The sequence below is a fragment of the Sphingobacterium allocomposti genome (genome assembly GCF_008124885.1).
GTDB lineage: Bacteria > Bacteroidota > Bacteroidia > Sphingobacteriales > Sphingobacteriaceae > Sphingobacterium > Sphingobacterium allocomposti.
On the sequence record NZ_VNHX01000010.1, the window covers coordinates 24,094 to 50,226 of the forward strand.

General features: G+C 45.9%; 26 protein-coding genes. 18 read left to right on the forward strand and 8 right to left on the reverse strand.

The window, feature by feature from the left end; all coding sequences use genetic code 11:
* Nucleotides 1-118 precede the first annotated feature (118 nt).
* The 5 genes from yihA (at nt 119) to cmk (ending at nt 5,176) form a co-directional block, all read left to right on the forward strand.
* Nucleotides 119-733 carry a ribosome biogenesis GTP-binding protein YihA/YsxC gene (gene yihA, locus BC792_RS08710; RefSeq protein WP_148908616.1) on the forward strand — a complete coding sequence of 205 codons (615 nt, stop codon included), beginning with the start codon at nt 119-121 and terminating at the stop codon, nt 731-733.
* Between the two features lie 4 nt (nt 734-737).
* Nucleotides 738-1,592 (forward strand): 4-hydroxybenzoate octaprenyltransferase, encoded by an 855-nt coding sequence (locus BC792_RS08715; protein WP_148908617.1) that lies wholly within the window; start codon nt 738-740, stop codon nt 1,590-1,592.
* A 91-nt stretch (nt 1,593-1,683) separates the two neighbouring features.
* Nucleotides 1,684-4,059: a type I DNA topoisomerase gene (topA, locus tag BC792_RS08720; RefSeq protein WP_148908618.1), complete on the forward strand. Its 2,376-nt coding sequence runs from the start codon at nt 1,684-1,686 to the stop codon at nt 4,057-4,059.
* A 2-nt stretch (nt 4,060-4,061) separates the two neighbouring features.
* Nucleotides 4,062-4,475: a hypothetical protein gene (locus BC792_RS08725; RefSeq protein WP_148908619.1), complete on the forward strand. Its 414-nt coding sequence runs from the start codon at nt 4,062-4,064 to the stop codon at nt 4,473-4,475.
* Nucleotides 4,475-5,176, forward strand: coding sequence for a (d)CMP kinase (gene cmk, locus BC792_RS08730; RefSeq protein WP_211357505.1), 702 nt, complete (start codon nt 4,475-4,477; stop codon nt 5,174-5,176). The genes BC792_RS08725 and cmk overlap by 1 nt, the downstream gene beginning before the upstream one ends.
* A 23-nt stretch (nt 5,177-5,199) precedes the next feature.
* On the opposite strand, the gene BC792_RS08735 is transcribed toward cmk, so the two are convergent.
* Genes BC792_RS08735 through BC792_RS08755 form a run of 5 tightly spaced genes read right to left on the reverse strand, consistent with a single transcriptional unit; the run spans nt 5,200 to nt 8,860 of the window.
* Nucleotides 5,200-6,180, reverse strand: coding sequence for a bifunctional riboflavin kinase/FAD synthetase (locus BC792_RS08735; protein ID WP_148908621.1), 981 nt, complete (start codon nt 6,178-6,180; stop codon nt 5,200-5,202).
* 19 nt (nt 6,181-6,199) lie between these two features.
* Nucleotides 6,200-6,925: a tRNA pseudouridine(55) synthase TruB gene (gene truB, locus BC792_RS08740; RefSeq protein WP_148908622.1), complete on the reverse strand. Its 726-nt coding sequence runs from the start codon at nt 6,923-6,925 to the stop codon at nt 6,200-6,202.
* Nucleotides 6,926-7,720: an undecaprenyl-diphosphate phosphatase gene (locus BC792_RS08745; RefSeq protein ID WP_148908623.1), complete on the reverse strand. Its 795-nt coding sequence runs from the start codon at nt 7,718-7,720 to the stop codon at nt 6,926-6,928.
* Nucleotides 7,720-7,971: a DUF3098 domain-containing protein gene (locus BC792_RS08750; RefSeq protein ID WP_148908624.1), complete on the reverse strand. Its 252-nt coding sequence runs from the start codon at nt 7,969-7,971 to the stop codon at nt 7,720-7,722. Before BC792_RS08750 ends, BC792_RS08745 begins: the two co-directional genes overlap by 1 nt.
* A gap of 10 nt (nt 7,972-7,981) precedes the next feature.
* Complete coding sequence (locus BC792_RS08755; RefSeq protein ID WP_148908625.1) at nt 7,982-8,860, reverse strand: cell division protein FtsX; 879 nt, start codon at nt 8,858-8,860, stop codon at nt 7,982-7,984.
* A 216-nt stretch (nt 8,861-9,076) separates the two neighbouring features.
* Between BC792_RS08755 and leuS the strand changes: the two genes are divergently transcribed.
* The 9 genes from leuS to BC792_RS08800 all read left to right on the forward strand — a co-directional run bounded on the left by leuS (nt 9,077) and on the right by BC792_RS08800 (nt 20,063).
* The gene (leuS, locus tag BC792_RS08760) at nt 9,077-11,860 is read left to right on the forward strand and encodes a leucine--tRNA ligase (RefSeq protein ID WP_148908626.1); all 2,784 of its coding nucleotides are present in this window, start codon (nt 9,077-9,079) and stop codon (nt 11,858-11,860) included.
* Nucleotides 11,861-12,047: 187 nt separating this feature from the next.
* Nucleotides 12,048-12,647, forward strand: coding sequence for a hypothetical protein (locus tag BC792_RS08765; protein WP_148908627.1), 600 nt, complete (start codon nt 12,048-12,050; stop codon nt 12,645-12,647).
* Nucleotides 12,644-13,375, forward strand: a complete 732-nt coding sequence (locus tag BC792_RS08770; RefSeq protein ID WP_148908628.1) for a DUF3307 domain-containing protein — start codon at nt 12,644-12,646, stop codon at nt 13,373-13,375. Before BC792_RS08765 ends, BC792_RS08770 begins: the two co-directional genes overlap by 4 nt.
* A gap of 151 nt (nt 13,376-13,526) precedes the next feature.
* Nucleotides 13,527-14,663 (forward strand): serine hydrolase domain-containing protein, encoded by a 1,137-nt coding sequence (locus tag BC792_RS08775; protein WP_148908629.1) that lies wholly within the window; start codon nt 13,527-13,529, stop codon nt 14,661-14,663.
* A 47-nt stretch (nt 14,664-14,710) separates the two neighbouring features.
* Nucleotides 14,711-15,220: a hypothetical protein gene (locus tag BC792_RS08780; protein WP_148908630.1), complete on the forward strand. Its 510-nt coding sequence runs from the start codon at nt 14,711-14,713 to the stop codon at nt 15,218-15,220.
* Nucleotides 15,221-15,259: 39 nt separating this feature from the next.
* Nucleotides 15,260-15,937, forward strand: coding sequence for a head GIN domain-containing protein (locus tag BC792_RS08785; protein WP_148908631.1), 678 nt, complete (start codon nt 15,260-15,262; stop codon nt 15,935-15,937).
* Nucleotides 15,938-16,088: 151 nt separating this feature from the next.
* On the forward strand, nt 16,089-17,639 hold the full coding sequence (guaA, locus tag BC792_RS08790) for a glutamine-hydrolyzing GMP synthase (RefSeq protein WP_148908632.1): 1,551 nt from the start codon (nt 16,089-16,091) through the stop codon (nt 17,637-17,639).
* On the forward strand, nt 17,596-18,882 hold the full coding sequence (locus tag BC792_RS08795; protein WP_246154935.1) for an ABC transporter substrate-binding protein: 1,287 nt from the start codon (nt 17,596-17,598) through the stop codon (nt 18,880-18,882). Before guaA ends, BC792_RS08795 begins: the two co-directional genes overlap by 44 nt.
* Nucleotides 18,882-20,063, forward strand: a complete 1,182-nt coding sequence (locus BC792_RS08800) for an RsmB/NOP family class I SAM-dependent RNA methyltransferase (RefSeq protein ID WP_148908633.1) — start codon at nt 18,882-18,884, stop codon at nt 20,061-20,063. The genes BC792_RS08795 and BC792_RS08800 overlap by 1 nt, the downstream gene beginning before the upstream one ends.
* 12 nt (nt 20,064-20,075) lie before the next feature.
* On the opposite strand, the gene BC792_RS08805 is transcribed toward BC792_RS08800, so the two are convergent.
* Nucleotides 20,076-20,543, reverse strand: a complete 468-nt coding sequence (locus BC792_RS08805; protein WP_148908634.1) for a universal stress protein — start codon at nt 20,541-20,543, stop codon at nt 20,076-20,078.
* 82 nt (nt 20,544-20,625) lie between these two features.
* Here BC792_RS08805 and BC792_RS08810 point away from each other — a divergent pair, with 82 nt between their 5' ends.
* Nucleotides 20,626-21,393 (forward strand): C40 family peptidase, encoded by a 768-nt coding sequence (locus BC792_RS08810; RefSeq protein ID WP_148908635.1) that lies wholly within the window; start codon nt 20,626-20,628, stop codon nt 21,391-21,393.
* Nucleotides 21,394-21,417: 24 nt separating this feature from the next.
* Nucleotides 21,418-22,398: a tetratricopeptide repeat protein gene (locus BC792_RS08815; RefSeq protein WP_148908636.1), complete on the forward strand. Its 981-nt coding sequence runs from the start codon at nt 21,418-21,420 to the stop codon at nt 22,396-22,398.
* 74 nt (nt 22,399-22,472) lie between these two features.
* On the opposite strand, the gene BC792_RS08820 is transcribed toward BC792_RS08815, so the two are convergent.
* Both BC792_RS08820 and ychF read right to left on the reverse strand, forming a co-directional pair.
* The gene (locus tag BC792_RS08820; protein WP_148908637.1) at nt 22,473-23,357 is read right to left on the reverse strand and encodes a DUF72 domain-containing protein; all 885 of its coding nucleotides are present in this window, start codon (nt 23,355-23,357) and stop codon (nt 22,473-22,475) included.
* 229 nt (nt 23,358-23,586) lie between these two features.
* Entirely contained in the window at nt 23,587-24,687 is a 1,101-nt protein-coding gene (ychF, locus tag BC792_RS08825; protein WP_148908638.1) for a redox-regulated ATPase YchF, read from the reverse strand.
* Nucleotides 24,688-24,827: 140 nt separating this feature from the next.
* Between ychF and BC792_RS08830 the strand changes: the two genes are divergently transcribed.
* Together BC792_RS08830 and BC792_RS08835 are read left to right on the forward strand one after the other, a co-directional pair.
* Nucleotides 24,828-25,517 carry a hypothetical protein gene (locus tag BC792_RS08830; RefSeq protein ID WP_148908639.1) on the forward strand — a complete coding sequence of 230 codons (690 nt, stop codon included), beginning with the start codon at nt 24,828-24,830 and terminating at the stop codon, nt 25,515-25,517.
* Between the two features lie 105 nt (nt 25,518-25,622).
* On the forward strand, nt 25,623-26,093 hold the full coding sequence (locus tag BC792_RS08835) for a hypothetical protein (protein WP_148908640.1): 471 nt from the start codon (nt 25,623-25,625) through the stop codon (nt 26,091-26,093).
* Nucleotides 26,094-26,133: the final 40 nt, after the last annotated feature.

Below are 26,133 nucleotides of genomic sequence, written 5' to 3' on the forward strand. Positions count from 1 at the left end.
ATGCGTCCTTGAGAGCGCAGCCGGACATGCGCGGCAGTCGGACGGGTCGTCGACCGTTGCGCCTGTCGTAGAAAAAATTGAGTTGCTTTAAGCTAGCGGAATTATTTACCTTTGTGATATGCATATAAAATCGGCTGAATTTGTTTGTAGCAATACAAAAATAGAAAAGCTTCCTGGCCCGACGCTCCCCGAATATGCCTTTATTGGACGTTCCAATGTCGGCAAATCGTCTTTAATTAACAGTTTGACGGGCAAAAAGGGACTGGCAAAGACATCCCAGAAGCCTGGTAAGACCCAGCTAATAAATCATTTTTTGATAAACGACGACTGGTATCTGGTGGATCTTCCGGGATACGGGTTCGCACAGGCTTCTAAAAAGAACAGGGCAGAATGGGAGAAATTTATTCGGCGTTATCTGGTGCTCAGGGCGAATTTACAGTGCGTCTTTGTGTTGGTAGATAGTCGGCATGAACCGCAAAAGATAGATTTAGATTTCTGTTATTGGTTGGGCGAGCAAGGAATTCCGTTTATGATTGTGTTTACCAAAGCCGATAAACAGTCAAAAATCAAGTCAGACCAAAATATAGCCAAGTTCAGAGCCGCTCTTTTACAGTGGTTCGAGGAAGTGCCCGCACATTTTTTGACGTCGGCCGAAACCAAGCTTGGAACGGCAGAAATCCTGTCGATCATAGACGGAATAAACCAACAATTTCACCCCCCCACGGTAGAATAACAGAATGAAGAAATACATGTCTTTAGTGCTATTTGCACATAGCGTCTTTGCTCTTCCATTTGCGTTGATCGGATTCTTTTTAGCCTTGCAGACGACATCGCATACGTTCGACTGGAAGAAGCTTATTCTGATGTTGGTGTGTATGGTTACGGCCCGTAGCGCCGCCATGGCTTTCAATAGGTTTCTCGATAGAGACATTGATGCCAAAAACCCACGTACAGCCATGCGTGACATACCGGCAGGGAGGGTGTCTCCCCAAAACGCGTTAACATTTACAATAGTCAATTGTCTGCTGTTTGTCGCAGCAACATACTTCATCAATACGTTATGTTTTTTACTTTCGCCGGTTGCCTTGTTCGTTGTCTTGTTTTATAGTTATACAAAGCGGTTTACACCATTGTGTCATTTGGTATTAGGAGTGGGGCTGGGCTTAGCACCTGTCGGGGCTTATCTTGTTGTAACCAGCCAATTCCATGTTATACCGGTTTTTTATGGCATAGCGGTGATGTGCTGGTCGGGAGGTTTTGATATAATTTATGCCTTACAGGATGAGGAGTTCGACAGAGCAAACGGACTGAAGTCCATTCCCGCGTATTTTGGCGCAAGGGGAGCTTTGCGGATATCGGAAATGCTCCATGTAATCTCCTTTATATTTGTTTTGCTTCCAGCCCACTATATGCCTGTTGGCTGGTTTTACTACCTAGGCGTTATATTTTATGGCGTGCTTCTGGTCTACCAGCACCGTATCGTAAGCCCCAATGACTTAAGTAGGGTCGATCGGGCGTTTATGACGACTAACGGCGTCGCCTCCGTTATTTTCGCTGTTTTCTATATTATGGATATCGTGTTTCTTGGTTAGACTATAAATTGCGCTTTTTTTGAGGTGAAGTGACAAAAATTATTGTCATTCCATTTCGAAATACCTTTATTTGCAGAAATCATTCATTTAAATGGCAAAAAATTTACTGATTGTAGAGTCACCGGCTAAGGCCAAAACGATAGAAGGATATTTAGGGAAAGACTTTCTTGTGAAGTCCAGTTACGGGCACATTCGGGATTTAGTGAAGACGGATGACGCAATTGATATAGAAAACAATTTTAAACAGAAATATGAGGTGCCGTCAGACAAAAAGGCCGTGGTCAGCGAGTTAAAGAAACTAGCTAAGGACGCCGAGACGGTCTGGTTGGCTTCCGATGAGGACCGCGAAGGAGAGGCCATATCCTGGCACCTATACGAAACGTTAGCTTTAAAAGAAGACAAAACCAAACGCATCGTTTTTCATGAAATTACCAAGCCCGCCATTCTGCGGGCTATTGAACAGCCTCGTAAGATCGATTTTAATCTCGTCAACGCGCAGCAGGCGCGGCGTGTATTGGATAGGCTCGTGGGATTTGAGCTGTCGCCGGTGCTATGGCGAAAGGTGAAGCCATCGCTGTCAGCAGGTCGGGTGCAATCTGTGGCGGTGAGGCTCATTGTTGAAAGGGAGCGGGAAATCAACCGATTTGAAGCGGAAGCTTCGTTCAAGATTGTCGCGCATTTTACGACAGGAAAAGGCCGCGAACAGTTTAAGGCCGAGCTGCCGCATCGGTTCGAAAAGAAAGAAGACGCTCAACAGTTTCTACACGACTGTATCACGGCGGCATTTGAGGTCAGCTCCTTAGAAAAAAAGCCTGCTAAACGGACGCCATCAGCCCCCTTTACGACGTCGACGTTGCAGCAGGAAGCCAGCCGGAAGCTCGGTTTTTCTGTAGCCCGTACCATGCAGGTTGCGCAACGGCTTTATGAAGCCGGACGGATCACCTATATGCGTACAGATTCCGTCAATCTAAGTGATACGGCTATTCAGGCCGCGCAGGAGGAAATCGTTAAAGCGTATGGAGAGAAGTACCATAAGCTACGGCGTTATAAGACCAAATCTGCCGGTGCTCAAGAAGCGCACGAAGCTATCCGCCCAACGTATTTCTCCGCTCACAGTATAGATGGAGATAATGCAGAACGTCGGCTTTACGAGCTTATATGGAAAAGAGCTATCGCCTCGCAGATGAGCGAAGCGGAATTCGAGAAAACGACGGCTAAAATCGCGGTATCTACCAGAAAAGAAGAACTGGTGGCAACAGGCGAAGTCATGAAGTTTGACGGCTTTTTGAAAGTGTATATGGAGTCTACGGACGACGACACAAACGATGATGATGGCGACAACACGCTTCTTCCGCCGCTAGAAAAGGCGCAGCGTCTGGAACTCAGATCAATGACAGCCACTGAACGGTTCTCCCGTCCTCCAGCACGGTATACGGAAGCGTCGCTGGTTAAGAAGCTTGAGGAGCTGGGAATTGGTCGGCCATCAACATATGCGCCGACAATTTCAACCATACAGAACAGAGGGTATGTTGTAAAAGAAGATCGTGATGGACGTGAACGTAAATATACCGTGTTATCTCTAGGACAGGGACAGGTAGTAGAAGAAATAAAGAGCGAAATCACGGGCGCCGAGCGTGCGAAAATGTTCCCTACCGATATAGGTGTGCTCGTCAACGATTTTCTCGTGGAGCACTTTAACGATATCATAGATTACCACTTTACGGCAAAGGTCGAGAAAGAGTTCGACGAGATCGCGCAGGGTGATAAGGAATGGACCGTCATGTTGAAGGACTTTTACGGCCCTTTTCATGAAGGCATACAGGACACGCTGGAGAACGCCGATCGGGCGACGCATGAGCGCGAGCTGGGTACAGATCCCGTATCAGGGAAGCCCGTAACCGTGCGCGTGGGCCGCTTTGGTCCGTTGGTTCAGATAGGCTCGGCGGATGATGAGGAGAAACCGCGCTTTGCATCGCTGCGTAAAGGACAGATGATAGAGACGATAACCTTTGAGGAGGCTATGGATCTATTCAAGCTGCCGAAGAAAGTGGGCGAATTTGAAGGGAAGGAGATGACTGTCGCGGTAGGTCGGTTTGGCCCTTATATCCGGCACGCAAGCGCCTTCTATTCGTTGCCTAAGGGAATGGATCCAATGGACGTCAACGAAAATGACGCTATTCAAATTATTAAAGATAAACGTCAAAAAGATATTGAAAAGGTTATCCGCGTTTTCGAGGAGAATCCGGAGGCGCAGATTGAGAACGGCCGTTGGGGGCCGTTTGTCCGGTTCGGAAAGCAAAATATAAAAATTCCGAAGGGTACAGATGTCGATAAAATAAGCTACGACGATGTGTTAAAGTGGGCTGCAGCTGATCCCAAGGCGAAAACCGGCGCATCAAAGAAAACGGGTACTAAAGCTGCAAAGACAACGAAGGCAACGGCTGGAAAAGCCAAAAGTAAGAAGTAGTTATGAAAAAAGACCTACCCGAAAATATTGTTGAAGACATTTCGATAGCCGTGGTTCTGGAAAGCGAGACACCTTCGGATAAGGTTTGGAATGTCTATTTAGTGAATGAAAAAGAAGAACCGCTGGTTAACGTTCTCGTTTCGTCAAAAGGCTATGGACAGAAGGATGGGCGAGAAGTGAAGACCACCACCTTGAGGCACTTTCTCGGGGAGATAGGGGGTGCTACAGCCACTAAAATAGAAGCCATTGACTCGGAGGTTTTTGGCCTAACAAACGAATATTGGTTAAGTTATTATATTGACAATACCATTTACGATAAGAAATATATATTTTTACCCGAAAGTATTGTGGACGAAAATCTCATTAAAGTTCCGTTGGTGAATAAGCCCGGTATTGTCATTGGAGGAAGTAAATAATGTCGCGTCAGAACTTTATCATAGCCATCGACGGCTTCTCCTCTTGCGGTAAAAGTACTGTGGCCAAGTCGCTGGCCAAGAAACTCCACTTTGTGTTTATCGACAGCGGCGCAATGTACAGGGCGGTGACCCTTTATTTTTTGAGGAATGATATTGACCTAAAAGACGTCGAGGCAGTGAACAGGGCGCTTGACGAGATCCATATTGATTTTGTTCCCAACACGGACAAGACCCAGGTGTTCTTGAACGATGAGGATGTTTCCGACGAAATACGTACCATGTACGTCTCTGACATGGTAAGCGAAGTAAGCGCGATTAAGGAAGTACGCAGGGCAATGGTTGCGCAGCAGCAACGGCTGGGAAAAAGACGGAATATTGTAATGGATGGCAGAGACATCGGGACGACCGTTTTCCCGGACGCTGACCTAAAGATTTTCATGACGGCGAGTCCAAGCGTAAGGGCGGAACGCCGGTATGCTGAACTCATGGCCAAGGGCGAGACCATCACGATGGAAGAGGTCGTCGAAAATCTGGCGCACCGCGACCATATTGATAGTACCCGCGAGGAAAGTCCACTGCGACAGGCGGCAGATGCATTCGTGCTGGACAATTCAGATCTCACGCAGGAAGAACAGCTTCAGATCGTATTGGAAGAATATAAAAAACGTAAAGATGAGCAAAAAGGTGAGGTCGTGGAATGAAACTCCTCACCTTTTTTAGATAGTCATCGCGTTTGAAAATATGCCCGAATGGCTATTTCGTCAGCTTTGATCTGTTCTTTCATGGCGTCTAACGATTCGAAGCGCTGATCATGGCGTATAAACTTCAGAAATTTAATCCGCAGTGTTTTCGTGTAGATATCGTCTCTAAAATCTAAGAGGTTGATTTCTATTTTGCGATTCATGCCGTCGACGGTAGGGCGTGTGCCGATATAGGCCATGCCTCTCGCAATCCGTTCCGGCTCAGGATGTATGTAGTCGCCGGTCTGTATAAATGGTACAGTAGGATATATTTCGGCTTCTACAGCATAGATCCCGTAAGCAGGTATCAGTTTGTGGGCCTCATGAACGTTTAGATTCGCGGTCGGAAAACCGATCTCCCGGCCGATTTGATCACCGCGGACCACCGTGCCCGTCAGCTCAAACGGATAACCTAGATACTTGTTGGCCGTTTCAATATCACCCTTAATCAAGGATTCCCGTATCCGGGTAGACGACACAGCAACATCCTCTATATCCTGCTCAGGAATCTGCTCCACGGCGTAGTCATAAATTTCTGCAAAGTGTTTTAGGTCTTTGATGGAGCCTTGGCGGTCCTTACCGAAATGGTGGTCATATCCGATAACGATCTGTTTTGTTCCCAGACGCCCAACAAGCACATTACTGATATATTCTTCCGGCGTTTGGTTGGAGAAGTCGCGTGTAAAAGGCGTGATGATAAGATGGTCTATACCCGAAAGTGCCAGCCGGTGGGTTTTTTCTTCAATATCGTTGATTAGACGTAGGTTGTCATCATTCGGATTGATGATTAAGCGGGGATGTGGAAAGAACGTCAGCAACACTGTCTCTCCACCCATCTCCTGGCTGCACTCTTTTAATTTAGATAATATCTTCTGATGTCCTATATGTACACCGTCGAATGTACCGATGGTAACGACAGCATGGGACAACGATTTAAATTCATCTAAGCTTCTGTATATTTTCATTCCCACATTAGGATTAATGTTATTGATTTAGTGCTTTTGCTTTCTGTGATCTAATCTGATCAATTAGTGCTTGGAGATTCCAAGCGTTATCCACATGAAAGTTGCCACTTTTTGTTCGCCTAAGCTGGCTCAGATGGGCGCCATTTCGCAGCGCCTTCCCGAAATCGTGTGCTATAGAACGGATATATGTCCCTTTCGTACAGCTAATCCGGAAGTATACATCGGGAAGCGCAATGCGCTCTATATCAAAGGAATGGATTGTGATTTGGCGCGGTTTCAGCTCAACATCTTCGCCTCTTCGAGCCTTTTCATACACGCGTTCACCCTTAATTTTTATCGCAGAATGCGCAGGGGGATATTGTTCCTGTATACCCACGAAGCTTGCGGCCACCTGATATATATCATGGTGGCTAATATGGGAATAGTCGAAAGTGGAATCAACTTCTGTTTCTAGGTCGTATGAAGGTGTGGTTGCCCCCAACGTGATGATACCAGTATACTCTTTGTCTTCTGCCTGATAGGTGTCAATCGTCTTCGTGAACTTTCCGGTACAGACAATCAACAGTCCTGTCGCCAGCGGATCGAGGGTGCCCGCATGGCCGACCTTTATTTTCTCCGGTTTCATCGCGTTACGGAGCTTTCCTATCACGTCAAAACTGGTCCATTCTAAGGGCTTGTCTATTAGTAAAACTTCGCCTTCAGCAAATCGAAAAGGAGAAGAAGGGATGTCTTCTATATTTGTCATCTATATAATTTGCAGACTGTGTCCGCCGAGTAATAATCCAATAATTACCAGTCCAACGATAATCCTATACCAGCCGAACGCCTTAAAGCCGTATCTGGTCAGCACATTGATAAACGTCTTAATGGCGATGATGGCCACGACGAAGCCGACCACATTGCCGACGATCAGTAGATTGATTTCTTCGCCCGTAAAGGTGTGGCCTTCTTTAAAGAATTTATACAATTTTACAACGGAGGCACCCAACATCATGGGGATCGCCAGAAAGAATGAAAATTCTGCTGCTGCCTTACGTGTTAAGCCCTGCGTCATGGCTCCCACGATGGTACTGGCCGAGCGGGAGGTACCCGGGATCAACGCTAAACACTGATACAGCCCTATGATAAAGGACTGCTTGTACGAGATGTCGTCTGAATTATCCAGCTGAGGTCTGTTAAACCATTTATCGACGAAAAGCAGGATCACTCCGCCGACGACCAGCATGACGGCCACCGTTAACGGGCTTTCCAATAAAGAATCTATAAAGTCGTTCAGAAGCAAGCCTAATATAGAAGCGGGGATTGCCGCAACAGCCAGTTTATAATAAAAGTCCAACGACCTAAAAAAACGTTTAAAATATAGAAACAAAACGGATAGGATCGTACCGAGCTGTATAACGATAGTGAAGAGTTTCACGAACGGAGAGGGCTCCATTCCCATCAATGCTGTTCCGATTATCATATGACCTGTGGATGATACAGGTAAAAATTCTGTCAGTCCTTCGATGATTGCTAAAACAATCGCCTGAAAATAGGTCATTACTGTTCTGTGTTTTTCTTTCTGGGTTTATATAAAATCGCAACAAATCCAAGCGCGAAGCCAATGACAACTACGAGAGGAGCAAGGGTAATTTTTGTAAAGCTATATATGTCTTCCTTCCCTGTCATTAATAGGAAGCCCAGGAAAACCACGATTACACTGGCGATAAAAAGTTGGTAATTAATCCGTTCAAAAGCGAACCCGATTTTCGTGTTGCTTGTTGTTATACTTTTTTGCTTTTTTTCTGACATATGGAGATGATTAGCGATATAAACTATGTGACTTTGCTCTAAGGTACTTGGTTACGGCGAAATAGGTGCTGAAGCCGGATATGAGGACGCCTAAAAGGACGACGATAAGAAATATCGCACCGAACTCGTACCAGTTACGCAAAAACACGAGATCCGGAATTTGCTTTTGAGCAAACTGTAAGGTGAAAATCAGTAGAAGGATAGCGATCAAGGCGCCAAGGAGGCCGTGGAAGATGCCGTATAAGAGGTAGGGTTTGCGAATAAAGTTCTTAGTCGCCCCGATAAGTTGCATACTCTTAATTAGAAAACGCTGCGAATAGATGGCCAACCGGATTGTATTATTGATCAACGCTACAGCGATAATGAGCAGAACCACGGTAAAGGCCAAGATAACAATACCGATAATGCGGATGTTTTTATTGACCATATCAATGAGTGATTCCTGATAAACAACCTCTTTGACACGGCTGTTCTTTGAGGCCTTCTGGATAAACGTCTGGATGCTGTCGGTATTTGCGTATTGCTCCTTTAGGTAAACATCTATAGAAGGAAGCAAGGGGTTGTGCCCTAAATATTCGACGAAGTCTTCGCCCAGGTCCTCTTTGAGGTTTTTGGCCGCAAGTTCCTTACTGATATACTCGGTACGTAATACGTATGGATCTTTCTCGATATCCTTTTGCATAGCCAATACGTCGCCTTCGTTTACATTGTCGTTAACGATAATATTTAACACAATGTTTTCCTTAACGTATTTTGATAGGTTTTTAGCGTGTACAAGGATCAATCCCAATAGTCCTGTCATTAAGAGAACCAGTGCTATACTGATTACCGTCGATACATAAACAGACTTCGTTTTCTTTCTTCGTGAACCTTCTTCGTAAACCGACATATAGTGTTTAATAACGTATTTTGATGCGAAAGTAAATAATAATGCTCATTTACGAAATATTTCCTGCAATAATATGCGATCAAAATTTCGGGAGCCCTCCAGATTATTTAACATCTAATATCCACATTTTATTGTTTATTATGAAACTTTTGTGTCTATTTTAAGGTAAAATAGCTAATTTCGCCATTCTTCTTGATCAGTAGAAACAGGGAAAAAATGGAATACAATCATCAATCTTTAGAAAAAAAGTGGCAAAAGTTTTGGGCGGACAACGGCACATTTATGCCCGAAAAAACAACAGATAAACCAAAATATTATGTGCTGGATATGTTTCCTTATCCATCTGGGGCAGGATTGCATGTTGGTCATCCCTTGGGATATATAGCCTCTGATATTTTCTCAAGATACAAACGGTTAAAAGGCTATAATGTACTACATCCGATGGGTTACGACTCCTTCGGTCTTCCTGCAGAACAATATGCTATTCAGACGGGACAACATCCCGCGGTAACAACAGAGGTGAACATTAAGCGGTATCGTGAACAGCTGGATAATATCGGCTTTTCGTACGATTGGTCAAGGGAAGTGAGAACGTCGGAGCCGCAATATTACAAATGGACGCAGTGGATTTTCATGCAGCTGTTCAATGCCTGGTATAACAATCGGACGGATAAAGCTGAATCTATAAATACATTAATTGATCATTTCAATAATTTTGGTACACAGGGCGTTGAGGCCGTGTCGGATGAGGATATTCTGACATTTTCGGCTGACGAGTGGAAAGCATTTACCGAAGAAGATAAGCAGCGGGAGCTACTGAAATATAGACTCGCTTATTTGCGGGAAAGCACGGTCAATTGGTGTGCGGCATTGGGAACGGTCTTGGCAAACGATGAGGTTATCAACGGCGTATCCGAGCGGGGCGGATACCCGGTGGAGCAGAAGAAAATGATGCAATGGTCGATGCGTATTACCGCTTATGCAGACCGCCTGCTCCGCGGTTTAGAGACGATCGATTGGCCAGAGCCCCTGGTGGAGATGCAGCGGAACTGGATTGGTAAATCGGTTGGGGCCTCCGTGAAGTTTCCCGTGCCTCAGATAGATAAAGAGATAGAGGTGTTTACAACGCGCGTGGACACGATTTTCGGTGTGTCTTTTATAGTGCTGGCGCCGGAACACGAGTGGGTAGACCTGTTGACCACCGACGCACAGCGTGCGGAAGTCGACGCCTACCGGGAAAAAACGGCTAAAAAATCTGAGCTGGACCGAATGGCCGACGCAAAAACGGTGTCAGGCGTGTTTACGGGAGCATACGCCAAACATCCGCTGACCGGCGAAGACGTGCAGATCTGGATAGCTGACTATGTACTTGCCGGATACGGAACAGGTGCGGTAATGGCCGTTCCTTCCGGAGATCAACGGGATTACCTTTTTGCAAAGCACTTTGGACTGCCGATCATTCGGATTTCGGACACACAACAGATTGAAGAAGCTGCAGACCCCAATAAAGACGGGAGGTACATCAACTCCGGATTTATCAATGGGCTGACCTATGACGAGGCCGTTGCGGCGGTGATTAAACGCCTGGAAGAGATGAAGCTGGGGAAAGCCAAAGTGAATTTCCGCATGAGGGATGCCATATTTGGACGGCAGCGCTACTGGGGCGAGCCTGTACCGGTATATTTCAAAAATGGCTTGCCGTATTTAATCGAGGAAGATGAGCTTCCTTTGATGTTGCCGGAGATCGACAAATATCTTCCGACGGAGACAGGAGAGCCGCCTTTAGGGCGGGCTGGTGACTGGAAGTATCAGGGGCAATATGAATATGAGCTCAGCACAATGCCTGGATGGGCAGGATCGTCGTGGTACTGGTTCCGTTATATGGATCCTAAAAATACCGAGGCTTTCGCTTCTAAAGAAGCGGTAGACTACTGGAAAGCAGTGGATTTATACATCGGAGGATCCGAACATGCCACCGGACACCTGTTGTATTCGCGGTTTTGGAATAAAGTTCTTAAAGATCTCGGTTATCATAACGAAGAGGAACCCTTTAAGAAATTGATCAATCAGGGAATGATCCAGGGACGTTCAAATTTTGTTTATCGCGTCCTCGACGAGGAAGGAAAAGGAACAAATACGTTTGTCTCGCTTGGGTTGAAGGATCAGTATAAAACAATTCCTTTGCATGTAGACGTAAATATAGTCCATAACGACATCTTAGATACCGAAAAGTTCAAAGCGTTCCGACCCGACTTTGCGAATGCGGAATTTGTGTTGGAAAATGGCAGATATGTTTGCGGGACGGAGGTCGAAAAGATGTCGAAGTCAAAATTTAATGTCGTGAACCCGGACGATATTATTGCTACCTATGGAGCAGATACGTTGCGTCTTTACGAGATGTTTTTAGGACCTTTGGAGCAAGCTAAACCGTGGAACACCAATGGTATAGAAGGCGTATATAAATTTTTACGTAAGTTGTGGCGTCTGTTTCACGATGCGTCAGGCAACTTTATTGTTTCCGACGAGGAGCCCACAAAAGCGGAGTATAAAGCATTACATAAAATTATCAAGAAGGTAGAAGAGGATATCGAGCGGTTTTCTTTCAACACTTCGGTCTCTGCTTTTATGATCTGCGTCAACGAGCTCAGTGAATTAAAATGTAATAAGAGAAAGATATTACAAGAACTGATCATTACACTGCACCCGTACGCTCCGCATATTACGGAGGAGCTGTGGTCACTATTGGGAAATCCTGCGGGCACCATTTCTTACGCCAGCTATCCAGCCTTTAATCCGGCGCACCTGGTCGAGTCGGAATTTGCTTATCCGGTTTCGGTGAATGGAAAAATGAAAATGAATCTTCCGTTAGCGCTCGATTTAGACGCAAAAGCGGTGGAAGCCATTGTTTTGGAAAATAATGACGTACAGCGCTTTCTGGATGGAAAGGCGGTGAAGAAGATCATATTCGTAAAAGGGAAGATTATTAATATAGTCGTCTAAATAAATACAGAAAGTATCACTGTTTGGATTGATAACTTAGAATATCATTAATTTAGATAATATCCGCCTATATCAGTACTTTTAATGATATAGGCGGATCTGTTTTCAACCTATTGTGAGCCGGCCCTTACATATATTCCCCTTGAGATAATTGCATATCATCTCAAATTTCTCTAAGTTTGACTAAATGCAACAGCTAATCGCTATCTTAACTGGAGACGTTATTCGTTCCCGGACGCAAAATCCGGATATATGGCTTTCCGTATTAAAGGAGGCCATTTCTTCTTATACGGACAATTTCGACATTTTTCGGGGCGACAGCTTCCAGGCGGAACTGTCTCTGGAAGAAGCCCTGAAAGCAACGTTCTACATCAAAGCTGCTATGATAGCGCTAAAATTAGACGTCCGGATAGGTATAGGAATCGGAATAAAGGACCACGATGATGGTGCTATCAAGACCTCTTTTGGATCGGCCCTCACATATTCCGGAGAGGCATTCGACGAACTAAAAAAAGAAACAATATGTTTACGTTCTCCTAATAAAAAGGTGGACGATCTGTGCAATGTTATTTTAACACTGGCGGCCGAGCTATGTGGGCACTGGACTCCCAATATGGCTGAAACAGTAAAGGCTGCTTTACGGAATGAGGGGATGAACCAGATTGATCTCGCCGCCGTGCTGGGCAAAAAATATCAAAGTCAGATCAGTACCGAACTGCAAAAAGCTTCCTTTATTAAAATACAACGCGCTATCGCGTACTGCACAGAAGCCCTATTGACCTTATGATGATCCTGTTCCTGAAACTGCTTTTAGCCCATTTACTTGGCGACTTTGTCCTGCAGCCTACAAGCTGGGTACAAAGGAGAAAGGAACGGGTATCTTATCTTCTGCTGCATGTAGCTGTTCATGGCGGGCTACTATTTCTATTCTTATTGCCAGAGATTGCCGAGCGCTGGCAGACGGTTATTTTTATTGCCTGTACCCATTTAGTGATTGACAGCCTTAAGATATATGGGGAGAAACGCTGGCCGTTTAAACCATTCCTGCTGTTTATTGCCGATCAAGCGCTACATATTGCCGCGTTGCTGGCAGTTCTATTATACGAATACGGAATTCCGTCCGAATGGCAACAGCTGTTATTATCGCCGAAAGCAATGCTATACGCCATAGCATTCGTTCTGGTTACAGCCGCAAGTCCGGTCATGCTTCGCGTCTTCTTTAGCAAATGGACAAAGGATCTGGACTTTTTGCATAAACATCAAAATTCTTTGGCGGATGCCGGCTTGCTGATAGGTATTATGGAGCGCCTCCTTATCGTACTTTTTATACAGCTCAATTTTCTGTCAGGAATAGGATTTCTCCTAGGAGCAAAATCGATCTTCCGGTTTGGCGACCTAACCAACGCGAAGGACACCAAATTTACCGAGTATATTCTTGTGGGTACACTGGCGAGCTTTGTAGTTGGAATCGCCATCGGATACGCCCTTCGATGGGGGCTGAGGTATGTTGCCTAAAGTATCAACGTCCAGTCTACTAACACCCAGCTAGCCATACCGGATCCGGAACGGATCCTTTGGGCTGACAATATAGCACCGACGCATGAACATTAAAAACATTTGCAAACTTTGTCTTTTTACCCGTAAATTCACAGCAAACTACCGAAAGATGAAGAACCTAATTAGCGTCACAACGACATTATTTTTTTTGTCCTTTTTACAGGCTTGCTTTGGGCAACAGGCGATAAGCGACAGTTTAAAAGCGATTGGAGACGAATTTAAAGCAGTGGGAATAAGTGTTGTTGTCGTAAAAGACGGTGCGCCTGTTTTTCAAACCGCAGTAGGCTCTAAGAACCTGGAAACCGGCGAGCCGCTCGCCGTAACGGACATTTTCCGCATAGCCTCCATATCGAAATCGTTTTCCGCTACTGCCATTATGCAATTGGTGGAGCATGGGCGCCTGAGCCTCGATGCTGACTTCGGAGAACTTATTGGCTTCCCCGTGCGCAATCCCAAATTCCCCAATACACCGATCACGCTCCGGATGGTGCTGTCGCATACCTCCAGTATCAGTGATAAAAATGGATATTTTAACCTTGATGTCATTAATCCCGAAAAAAATCCAAACTGGCGAGACGCCTACAATGATTACGAACCCGGAAAAGGGTATCAATACTGCAATTTAAACTTCAATATGGTCGGTGCTGTTCTTGAACGGCAAACAGGCGAACGCTTCGATAGCTATATTAAAAGACGTATTCTGGATCCTTTAAAGCTATATGGAGGCTATTGCGTTGATTCGCTAGACCACTCGTCTTTCGTCACGTTATACGACTATGACACCGTTTCTTCACGATTCATCCCCCAGCCCACAGCCTACCATCCCCGAAGAGCCGAGCTGCAGACGTATAAACTGGGGGAATCCACCCCGGTATTTTCGCCTACAGGAGGCATGAAGATATCTGCTGTTGATTTAGCCGCCTATATGATCATGCATATGAACGGTGGCGAGTACAAGGGGGTACGTCTGATAAAACCGCAGAGCTCGGCAACCATGCAGACGCCCGTGGCGGAGGGGCGGAACTACGGTCTCGCGTTGGAAAAAACAGATCAGATTCTGGACGGTATCGACCTGGTCGGACACACGGGATCCGCGTATGGCTTACATAGCGCCATGTTCTTCCATCCAAAAGAACGCTACGGATTTGTACTTGTTACAAACGGGTGTATCCCGACCTATAAAAATGACTACCCGTTAATTACCACGCGTATTATTAACTTCTTATACCGTAATTTTATCCAATAGATTGGCTTATTTTTTGTAACTTCCCCTATTAACCAACGGATAAAATTATGATTGAAAAAAGTCTTTATATCACACTGCTGCAACTGCTGGCCACGACTGTCGTATTGTTCGCCCAAACACTGTCCCTGAAAGATATCCGAAAGGATTTTAAAGTGGGGCATAAAGACGAAGTGGTATGTAAAAAACACCTCGAAGCGTTGGAAAAGCATGCAGACTCTCCAGTGGAACGGGGGTATGAGGCAGCTTATCACATGTTTATGGCTAAGCACACCGGCAACCCGCTGAAGAAAATGACGTATTTCAAAAGCGGGAAAAAGATGCTGGAAAAAGAAATCGCCGAAAATCCAGAAAATGTTGAATTACGTTATATACGCTTGTGTATCCAATATTACATTCCTTCGTACCTGGGGTACAAATCTAATATAGAAGAAGATAAAGATTTTTTGGTGAATAATCTCTACAAGTTAAACGATAAGAACACAAAAGATCTTTTGTATACGTATCTGAAGGGCGCAAATATGTATTCCCAACAGGAACTAGCACTTCTCCGACGGTAGATACAATCTTTAGCTATCTTTGTACGTTATCATAAACGTATGAATGCAGTATCTAGTATCTTTTTCTTGCTCATCTTTATAGCCGTCAACCTTCGGGCACAAACCACCGTACAGATTGGCCCGTTTACCGAACTTGATGTTACAGACAAGCTGAATGTAACCTTTATACCTAGCGAGGATAATTATGTTGCTATCGAGGGGGAGCTGGCGGACAAAGTAGAAGTAATTCAAAAATCCGACAAGCTGCGTATCAAGATGGCCGGCGGCTACCCGCTGAAAGGGGCAAACACCTTTATCAGCATATATGCACCCCACATCAAGCGTTTCACCGTTCAAAAAGGGGCGATCGTGCAGACGGAGGGACATAAGGTGCAAGCCGACTCGCTCACTATCTGGGTAAACGAGGGTGGGAAAATCGACGTAGAAATAGAAGCCGGGCATGTGGATGTCAACAGTACCACCGGAGGCATTGTAGCGCTCCGCGGCACCAGCGAAACGCAAAGCGTTAATCTGACTTTTGGCGGAAATTATTATGGAGAAGGGCTTCAAGCTAAAAGGAGCATAGCCAGGGTCAATGGCGGCGGCCTGTGCGAGATGCGGAGTTCTGTATCCGTGGACGCACAGACGAGAGCCGGCGGCGCGATAAAAGTATATGGCAATCCCTCAGAAAGGAAACAACGGCGATTTGCCGGAGGTAAGATCCTCTTTATTGACTGATTGTCGCTGTGGGATCTATCTCCGTGGTGGCGCTTGCAGCGTATCGCTGTCCGACAGGATATAGCAATCATGTAGAACGGCTTCCGAATAGCCGGCACGTCGGAAGTAAAATTTCCTTAAAAATTACGACACGAATACGTAACTTTGCGCCATGTCGGAAAAAATTATCATCCTTGATTTTGGTTCACAGTATACACAGTTGATAGCCCGCCGTGTTCGTGAGCTTAATGTGTATTGCGAAATCCATCCTTTCAATAACCTGCCCGATTTTGACGACTCCGTGAAAGGCGTTATCTTTTCAGGAAGTCCGTACTCCGTGAGACAGGCAGACGCCCCCCAAATAGACTACAGCACGATTCAGACACGTTTTCCGTTGCTGGGCGTGTGTTACGGCGCTCAATACTTAGCGCAGAAGTCGGGAGGCGACGTGTTACCTTCCGAAATTAGGGAGTATGGGCGCGCTAACCTTCAATTTGTTGATCAGGAAAACGACTTATTAAAAGGTGTGCCCGTGCAATCACAGGTGTGGATGTCCCACGGCGACACGATCAAGGATGTTCCGTCTGACTTTAGAATTATTGCCAGTACAGATAAAGTCCGGGTTGCAGCATATCAGGTGGAAGGAACACGTACTTACGGTATACAGTTTCATCCGGAGGTAACGCACAGCACAGACGGCCAGGTTCTGCTCAAAAACTTTGTTGTCGATATCTGCGGGTGCACACAGGATTGGACAGCGGATGCATTTGTGGACACCACCGTGGCAGAACTAAAGCAGCAGCTGGGCGATGACCATGTAATCATGGCGCTGTCTGGCGGTGTGGACTCGACGGTCGCGGCTGTCTTATTACACCAGGCAATCGGACAAAACCTCCACTGTATCTTTGTAGATCATGGACTGTTGCGCAAAAACGAGTATGAGCAGGTGTTGGATTCCTATAAAAACATGGGCCTCAATATCAAAGGCGTAAACGCAAAGGAATTATTTTATGGCCGGCTGAAAGGCGTTTCGGAACCAGAACAAAAAAGAAAAATAATCGGTGCAGCATTTATCGATGTTTTTGACCAAGCTGCGAAAGATATCCAGCAGGAACTTCCTGAGGGAGCAGAAGCAAAATGGTTGGGACAGGGAACAATCTATCCGGATGTTATAGAGTCTATTTCCGTTAAAGGTCCATCGGCTACGATAAAATCGCATCACAATGTCGGCGGGCTGCCGGACTTTATGAAGCTTCGCGTGGTCGAGCCGTTAAAGACACTTTTCAAGGACGAAGTCCGTCGCGTAGGTAAGACCCTTCAGGTGGATCCAAATATCTTGGGACGCCACCCATTTCCGGGACCTGGTTTAGCGATTCGCGTCCTCGGCGATATTACGGAAGAAAAGGTACGGATTTTGCAGGAAGCAGATGACATCTATATCCGTAACCTAAAGGAAGCGGGATGGTATGATAAAGTATGGCAAGCTGGAACGATTTTCCTTCCCGTTCAGTCTGTTGGCGTAATGGGAGACGAACGTACATATGAACATGTCGTGGCCCTGCGCGCAGTGGGCTCGCTAGACGGTATGACGGCTGATTGGATTCACTTGCCTTATGATTTGTTAGCAAAAATTTCAAACGAAATCATCAATCATGTTAAAGGGATCAACAGAGTCGTTTATGATATCAGTTCTAAACCGCCGGCAACTATTGAGTGGGAATAAGCTTTTGTTAGCTATAGGGCTGGCACTGTCATTAGGCGCTTGTACGCCCCGTGTCGGTGTGTTACGTTCGCCTGATCACAAAGGCGGCAACCTCGGGGGAACGACTTCGCCAAAAGACGATAAGTCGCCAGGCGGACAGGAGACCAACGATAAGGCTGAAGCAGGCTTAAAGGGGAAACGGGTGCTTGAGAATAGCATTGCGCTCGTGTTGCCGTTCCAGTTAGACAGGTTAACGCCCAACGCACTTTCGACGGAGGACGTTAAGAGATCGGCCATAGCTCTCGATTTTTATCAAGGCTTTCAGCTCGGACTCGACGAATTGGCCAAAAATGGCAGTTCGTTCTCGTTAAATGTATTGGATTCAAGAGACAACGAAATGGCGAACGTCGCAATAGCGAAGTCGGAAGACGTGGCTAACGCAGCATTGGTTGTCGGACCGGTGTATCCAAAAGAGATACGGGCGTTTGGTGCAAGTGTGTCGCAAAAAGGTGTGTTACAGATCAATCCTTTGGCAGCATCCAAGGCCAGCGAATTCAATTTGCCCAACCTTGTTTCTTTAACCCCATCCATAGACATTCACACAAAAGTTATGGCGGGCAAGGTAGCCCACGATTATAGCACCGGTGACGTGGTCGTTATTTACAACACGGCCGACAACGATGGACGGCAGTTTTTAAGTGGTTTTGTGTCAGAATTAAAACGGGCCAAGCCAAACATACAGGTAACATCTGTTTCGTCGGTTAACCAGCTTAATGAAGTCCTTACGACGACAGGCACAAATATGATCGTGGCTGGTACGACCGATAAATTCCAACTGCGCACATTGTTGAACAACTTAGGCAAGAAGGCTACCGAAAGCTTCTACTTATTTAACCTATACGGACATCCACTCTGGGACCGCATAGATTTCAGCAGTTATGAAGATTTTGCCAGCTTCAATCCTGTAATCACCACGGAAAGCCACCTTAAAAGCTGGACAGGAGAGGTAAAGAAGTTCAGAGACTCCTATTACACACTGTATGGAGTACATCCTTCTGATCATTCCTATAAAGGGTATGATGCAGCGCGGTATTTCGGAACTCTTTTAGCAAAATACGGAGAGAACTATCGTGATCATCTTACCAAGGAGCGCTTTAATGGGCTGTTTAGCGCGTATGAATTCTCTTACAATCAGGCTTCCGGATTCGTGAACAGTGCTCTAAGTTTCAAAACTTACAGGGGTTCATCTTTTCAACTAAATTAATGAAGGAAGTTAGTCCGCGCAGAGTCGAACAGCAGATCAGAAACTTCCAGAAGGCGCTCCACGCCTACGCTGCCAAAGAGCCTCTAGCTCGTTTTTTGACCGCTTTCTTTAAGGAAAACCGTCAGATGGGAGCGTCTGACCGGCGAATGACCACCCGCTTTTGCTACAATTACTTTAGACTTGGAAAGGCTCTGCCGGGCGCTACAGAAAGCGAACGCCTGCTCATTGCAGAATTTCTCTGCGAAACGGACAGCGACCTTGTCCGGCTCTATAAGCCGGAGTGGGCCCGTCTGATGGTTGCATCCTTAAGTGAAAAGCTCGACTTTCTAGCAAGCGAGAATGTGAAGGTCGATACAGACATTTTTCCTTTTTCGTCCCATCTGTCTCAGGGAATCGATTCCCTTAGATTTTCTACAAGTCACCTGATACAGCCTGACCTCTTTATACGTGTAAACAGTACCGGAAGAAGTGTTGTTTCGCAAGAGTTGGACCGGGCGGGAATCGTCTACGAGGATCTTGGTAACGGTAGCCTACGCTTGTCCAATGGAAGTAAGCTGCAGGAAGTAAGGAGTATACATGGGTTATACGAGGTTCAGGACCTCTCGTCACAGCAAAGCCTAGACGTTGCTATCGTGAACGGAGGGGAGGAGTGGTGGGACGCTTGCGCAGCATCGGGAGGGAAATCGCTTCTACTGATTGACAGGCGCCCCGATATCCGTTTGCTTGTGTCAGATATCAGATTGAGCATATTGCGGAATCTGGACGAACGTTTTGAAAAGTCGAAGGTGAAAATCCCTTACCAAAAAAAGGTATTGGATCTATCTCAGGACGTTAGCCATCTCATGGCGGGGCGACAATTTGACGGTATCGTGTTAGATGCCCCATGCTCCGGCTCGGGCACCTGGGGCAGAACCCCCGAAATGATTCAACAATTTCAGGTAGGCAAAATACGGGAATATGCACAGCTTCAGCGCAAGATAGCATCGAACGTGTTGCCATACCTCAAACCGAATGGGCAACTGATATACATCACATGCTCTGTATTTTCAGAGGAAAATGAGGGGATGCTCTCTTTTCTTGAAAAGGAACATGGACTGCAGGTAGAACAGACTAACCTTTTTACCGGATACGAATATAAAGCGGACAGCATGTTTGCTGCCCGGCTACGGAAAAAGGTGTAACGTCCGTAGAAGCTAGTCACATTTACCAGGCACGACCAAAACGGGGCAGCTGGCCTTTCGTATAACCGATTCGGAAACACTGCCGGAGATAAAATGTTCGAATCCCGTGCGGCCGTTCGAGCCCATGATGATGAGATCTGCTGTCCACTCGGCGGCGGTATTCAGGATTTCATCCCGTACGTTGCCTACCTTATTGAAAAGAAATACCTCTTGGGCCCCCGCAAACTCCGATCCTATCTCTTCGAGATAGCGTTGCGCCGCCTCCTGCTGAATTTCAGACACCTCCGCTACAATTATGGGCTGCTGGCCGAGAAGTGGATCTGCGCCGTAACTCGCTGGCGAGGTTGGAGGAATGACGGTGACAACCGCTAACGACGAACCGAATTCACGCACGAGGTCCTTAGCGTAAGCTATGGCCTTTTCCGTGCACGGCGTGTCGTCGACAGCTAGTAATATTCGATTAAATCTATGGTTACTCATGTTTTTGGGGTATAAAAAGTTATCTTCGTATAAACAAACAACATTGTTATGCAACTGTTTGTTTTATAAAAATACACAAAATATGGCGGTAGGTATTTGTAATTTGTCTGTGGTACCGCTACGTGCATCTGCAAGTCATCGTAGCGAGATAGTTAGTCAGGTCCTATTCGGAGAGTCGTTTGAAATTGTACAACACGAAAAGGACTGGCATCTTATCCGTCTTATGGACGTTCCGTATGAAGGTTGGATACAGCATGGGCAATTCATAGAGATTACAGACGGAAATTGTCTCCCAACGAAGGAAGAATCATTGATTGTGGATATTACCGGAGGACAGGCGCTTTGTGGGCAGGACGCTGTAGACCTACTGCCTGGCGTAAAAATCGCTAAGTGGATGATTGCCGGTAATCAGACGGAGTTCCCGTACACCATACAGGCTGACCTCCGTCGTCCAACATTAGCTGATTTTGATACCGAGTTTCCCAAGCTGGTAGACTACTATAAAAACGGTCCGTATCTGTGGGGGGGACGCACCCGTTACGGCATAGATTGCTCTGGACTTAGTCAGGCTATCTTTTCCCACTTCGGAATCTCGCTTCAGCGGGATGCGTGCCAGCAGGCAGAGCAGGGAACAGTGGTTGATTTCTTGTCCGAAATACGTCCGGGAGATCTTGCATTCTTTGACAACGCCGACGGACGTATTACGCATGTAGGGATTATGCTCGATATGGATACCATCCTACACGCATCCGCCCAGGTGCGGATCGATAACGTGGATTCCGAAGGCATCCTGCATAGGACGTGGAATAAGTATACCCACAAGCTACGGATCGTAAAACGCTATTTTTAATCTTATCTTAAAAAAATCCCACCTATGTTTGATGATAACAGGTATTTTGCCCTGGCCTCGTCCCAGCTTTTTCCAACCTATGAAACTTTACCGTGCCCCATATCGATAGACGACGGAGCGCTTGTGCTGGCGGAAGCGGCCTATAACCATTATCTGCAAGGCGCATTGCACGCCGCTTTAGCGGATTATTCTGAAGGCATCAAACGCTACCCCGAACAGCCCTTTTTCTATGCTTGCCGCTCGCTGGTAAACGAACTGCTGGAAGATACAGAGGGTGCCTTTTACGATTACCAGGTCGCCAAAAAGCTTGATTTTAATTTCCATACGTTTCTGGAGTGGATAGAGGAGGGCGGGGGGCGTCCCGATAAAACAATTAAAGGCTTTACTGATGTAAACGCGGTGCTCACGGCGGCTTTGGAAGCAACTCAAGACTTTGATTATAAGTATGCCATAGCTCTTTATACATACGCAATCCGGGAATTTTCCGTTCGCCCCGATATTTATGTATACAGAGGCGTGCTGTATATGTACCTGCTCCGTTATGATTTGGCGTTGGACGACTTTAACGTTGTGTTGGACGATGCGCCAGCACATTTTCAGGCTCTTTTATCAAGGGGAAAGCTATATGAAGCTATTCGGGAAGATGAGCATGCACTAGCCGATTTTAATAATGCGATAGCTACTGAGCCCGGAATTAGTGTAGGTTATGAGGAACGAGGTAGCTTTTTTTGTAGAAAAAAGGCTTACGCAGAGGCGTTGAAGGATTACACGACCCTCGTAACGTTGTCGCCGGACGACTTTTATGTGTATACCTTGCGGGCGGATCTGTTGGAACAAATGGAATGCTGGGAAGATGCGCTCAACGACTATTCGAAAGCAATCACGTTAAATCCTTATTACTCCGATCTATACAATTACAGAGCCCATATTAAGGAGAAGCTGGGCGACGAAGATGGTGCTGCCGAAGACCGTAAGCTGTATATAGAAATAGAAAACGAAGACTAAGCACACAATTATGACCGACGGCCGTCGGCAGCTCGCTGCCGACAGTATATTACATGCCGCAGTAACCGCCAACCTTAAAACAGGGCAGGCTGGCTTTCGTTCGGTATGTTAAGGTCAGTCCCTATTTCGGCGTTTAGCTTTTTAATAAAGTGGGCAGCAAGAAGCGGCGACTCGACCTCAATGTTCTGGTGAATGAAGAAATATAGCTTTTGTAATCCCGCTTCTTTCCACTCTTTAATGATGTCAACCCACGCGTCGAGCCGGTCGTAATCGCTTGGATGATTCGCTCCGACATAACGGACAAATGCAAACGGTGTTGTAAGCCGCATATGCAGCATATCGCGACGGCCCGCTGTATCGACTATAACATTTGTTTTATTTGTGTCCTCCAATAATTTAAAAAGCTGTTCCTTGATAGATTCATCCGAAAACCACTCCGCATTTCTTACTTCCACAGCTAACGGATAGCCGGCGGGAAATTCCTGCAAAAAAGTCTTCAACCGATCGAAATCTTTAGGCTTATAGTTGTCGTGCAGCTGTAGAAAGGCCATGCCTAATTTCTCTTCAAAGAGCACAGTGGCATCAACGAATGCTTCCACCTTTTCTTTCGCGTTTAGTAAACGGCCGAAATGACTAATCGATTGCGGTATCTTCGGAAAAAATCGAAACGCTTCCGGAGTTTTCTGCTTCCAGGTCATGACCTGTTCCTTTGACGGCGAATTATAAAATGTGGCGTTGAGTTCAATAGAATTAAACTGCCTTGAATAATAAACAAGTTCGTCTTTTGTGCCCCTCGGATAAAAGCCTTTTAAATCTGCTTTATTCCATTTGGCACATCCAACATAGACCTCTAAAGGAGCATTCTTTTTGTTCGCTTTTAGCAGGTTTATTGTCTCTTTGGGCGTCTGAGGAATAGAGAAATCGATCTCGTCCACATTATCTACTTTACCAAATTTCATATTGTATAGTTACTGCTTGAGCTTTTAAGCCCGGTTTCTAATTAGATACGTTACATTCGAATATAAAAAAAATGCTTTATAAAGCCTATATAGGAAGTACATCTGTTAAAAACTTTGACAGGGGGGGCGGATAAACAGTGAAGCGGGGCGTCTAACAGTGTCGTAGTATGCAAACGGCGCAGGTGTCATTCAACTGCGCCGTGTAAGAAGATTTGAGGCAGCTATGGATTTACACGTTGAATCTAAAGTGCATGATATCCCCGTCCTCAACGATATATGTTTTTCCTTCGACGCTAAGTTTTCCAGCCTCCTTGACAGCGGCTTCGGATCCATATTGAATGTAATCGTCGTATTTGATCACTTCAGCGCGGATAAAACCTTTTTCAAAATCCGTATGAATAACGCCTGCAGCCTGGGGAGCGGTGTATCCCTTTTCAATGGTCCATGCTCGCACTTCCTGTACACCGGCAGTGAAGTATGTCGTCAGGTTAAGTAAGGAGTATGCCGCCCGGATCAGCTTGTGGACGCCGGATTCTTTCAATCCCAAATCGTCCAGAAACATCTTCCGTTCTTCGTAAGATTCCAGTTGCGCAATTTCCGCTTCGATTTGTGCGGAAATAATCAGCACCTCGGCGTTCTCATCTTTAACTGCTTCTTTAACCCGCTCTACATAGGCGTTCCCCGTGTTGACAGCCCCTTCGTCTACATTACACACATATAACACAGGTTTGACGGTCAATAGCGCCAAATCTGCGATGTATTCAAAATCTTCCTCGGTAAGCGCAGCTGTCCTCGCAGATTTTCCTGCTTCGAGGTGTTCCTTCACGACAGACAATATCTCATAGGTTTTCTTCGCATCTTTGTCGCCTCCGGTTTTCGCCATCTTTTCTACTTTTTGAATACGCTTCACGACCGTCTCCAGGTCTTTCAGCTGCAATTCCGTGTCGATGATCTCTTTGTCGCGTATAGGGTCGACAGATCCGTCAACATGGATAACGTTATCATTGTCAAAGCAACGGAGTACGTGAATGATAGCATTTGTCGTACGTATGTTACCTAGAAACTGATTACCTAAGCCTTCTCCCTGGGACGCTCCTTTTACCAATCCTGCTATATCGACAATTTCAATAGTGTTGGGGACGACACGTTGAGGATTTACGAGCTCAGCCAGCTTATTTAACCTCTCGTCCGGAACAGTGATGACGCCAACATTTGGTTCAATAGTGCAGAAGGGGAAGTTAGCCGCTTGTGCTTTTGCGTTCGATAAACAGTTGAATAATGTCGATTTACCCACGTTCGGTAAACCTACTATGCCACATTGTAAAGCCATGAAAAGTTCATTTTTTTGTCGGACAAAGATAGGGAAAATACTGTAATCTTGGCATGTTTACCGCATTATGTTCTGTTAGATGTTTTACTTTCTATTTCTATTGAAATAACGTACCTTTGGCACTAATATTAGACTTATATATGAAGATTTTTTCCTTTCTTGTTGCCCTGTGCGGTGTGGTCACTGCAGTATATGGGCAGACGCCTAGCGTCAGGTATTCCAACAATTTTAATTTCGGAATGTCCTATACAAGCGGCTTTTTAAGGGAGCCCTTGATTGGAGGAGGCGACACCGACATGGACTTTCTGGGGCTGCAATTTGACTATGTCGGCCTATTTCATGTTTCGCAGGGCGTGGCTGTAGGAGCCGGAACAGGCATCAGACATCTTTTCCGCCTTGATAATCTGTGGAGCGACGATTTTGGGGACGCAGATTTCGCGCAGAACTATTTCTCGGTGCCGCTATACTTACAAGGGAGATTCCGTTTTATAGAAAGGCGTGTTTCCCCACTGTTGGTAGCATCAGCAGGATATAATTTCAGACTAGGAAGTAATAACCGAAGTTGGGAATGGAACGGTGTTAAATATAAGGAAACAGCATCTATATCCTCAGGATTTATGGTCAACCTGCAGGCGGGCGTCGATGTAAAGATTGGCCGCCGGATAAATATTTCGGGAGGACCGTATGTGGAGTATCGGCAAGGCACATTGCAATCGACAAACGAGCAGTTCGGCGATTTTTCCTACAGTGGAGGAGAGGGCCGGCCGTGGCGTTACCAGGACGACCTTCATTTGATCGAAGCCGGCCTTAAAGTCGGCATGGCGTTCTAAGGTCCCTTTTTACATTTTTTAACATGTTGGAACATTAATCCTTTTTAAGTTTGACACTGTCCTAACTAAAAATGATGTTCAAATGATATTAAAAAAGGGGGGACTATGAAACGATTTTTCTTTGCACTAATTTTAATCGGACTGCTAACGACGGTAAACCGGGCGGAGGCGCAGGTTAGCGTAAATATCAACATAGGGGCGCAGCCAATGTGGGGGCCCGTGGGACATGATTATGTCCGCTATTACTATCTACCGGAAATTGATGTATATTACGACGTCCCACGCCGCAGGTACACGTATTATCATGGCAACCGTTGGGTGACTAGAGCCTCCCTACCAAGTCGATATCGCCATGTGGACATATATCGTACATACAAGGTTGTTCTAAATCACGATCGGCCCTGGAGAAACCACCATAACGTTAGAAGGCAGTACAGCCGGTACGCCAGCCACCGCTCTCAGAGAATCTTAAGAGATCATAGGGAGTATCGCCGCGATCGGTTCGACAGAAAGCACGACAAAAAACATAAAAGAGATAATAAGTCTAAGCGGTATCATCACCGCGGACGGGATTAATAAAAGAAGAGCTGTTCAATTGTACAGCTCTTTTTTTATT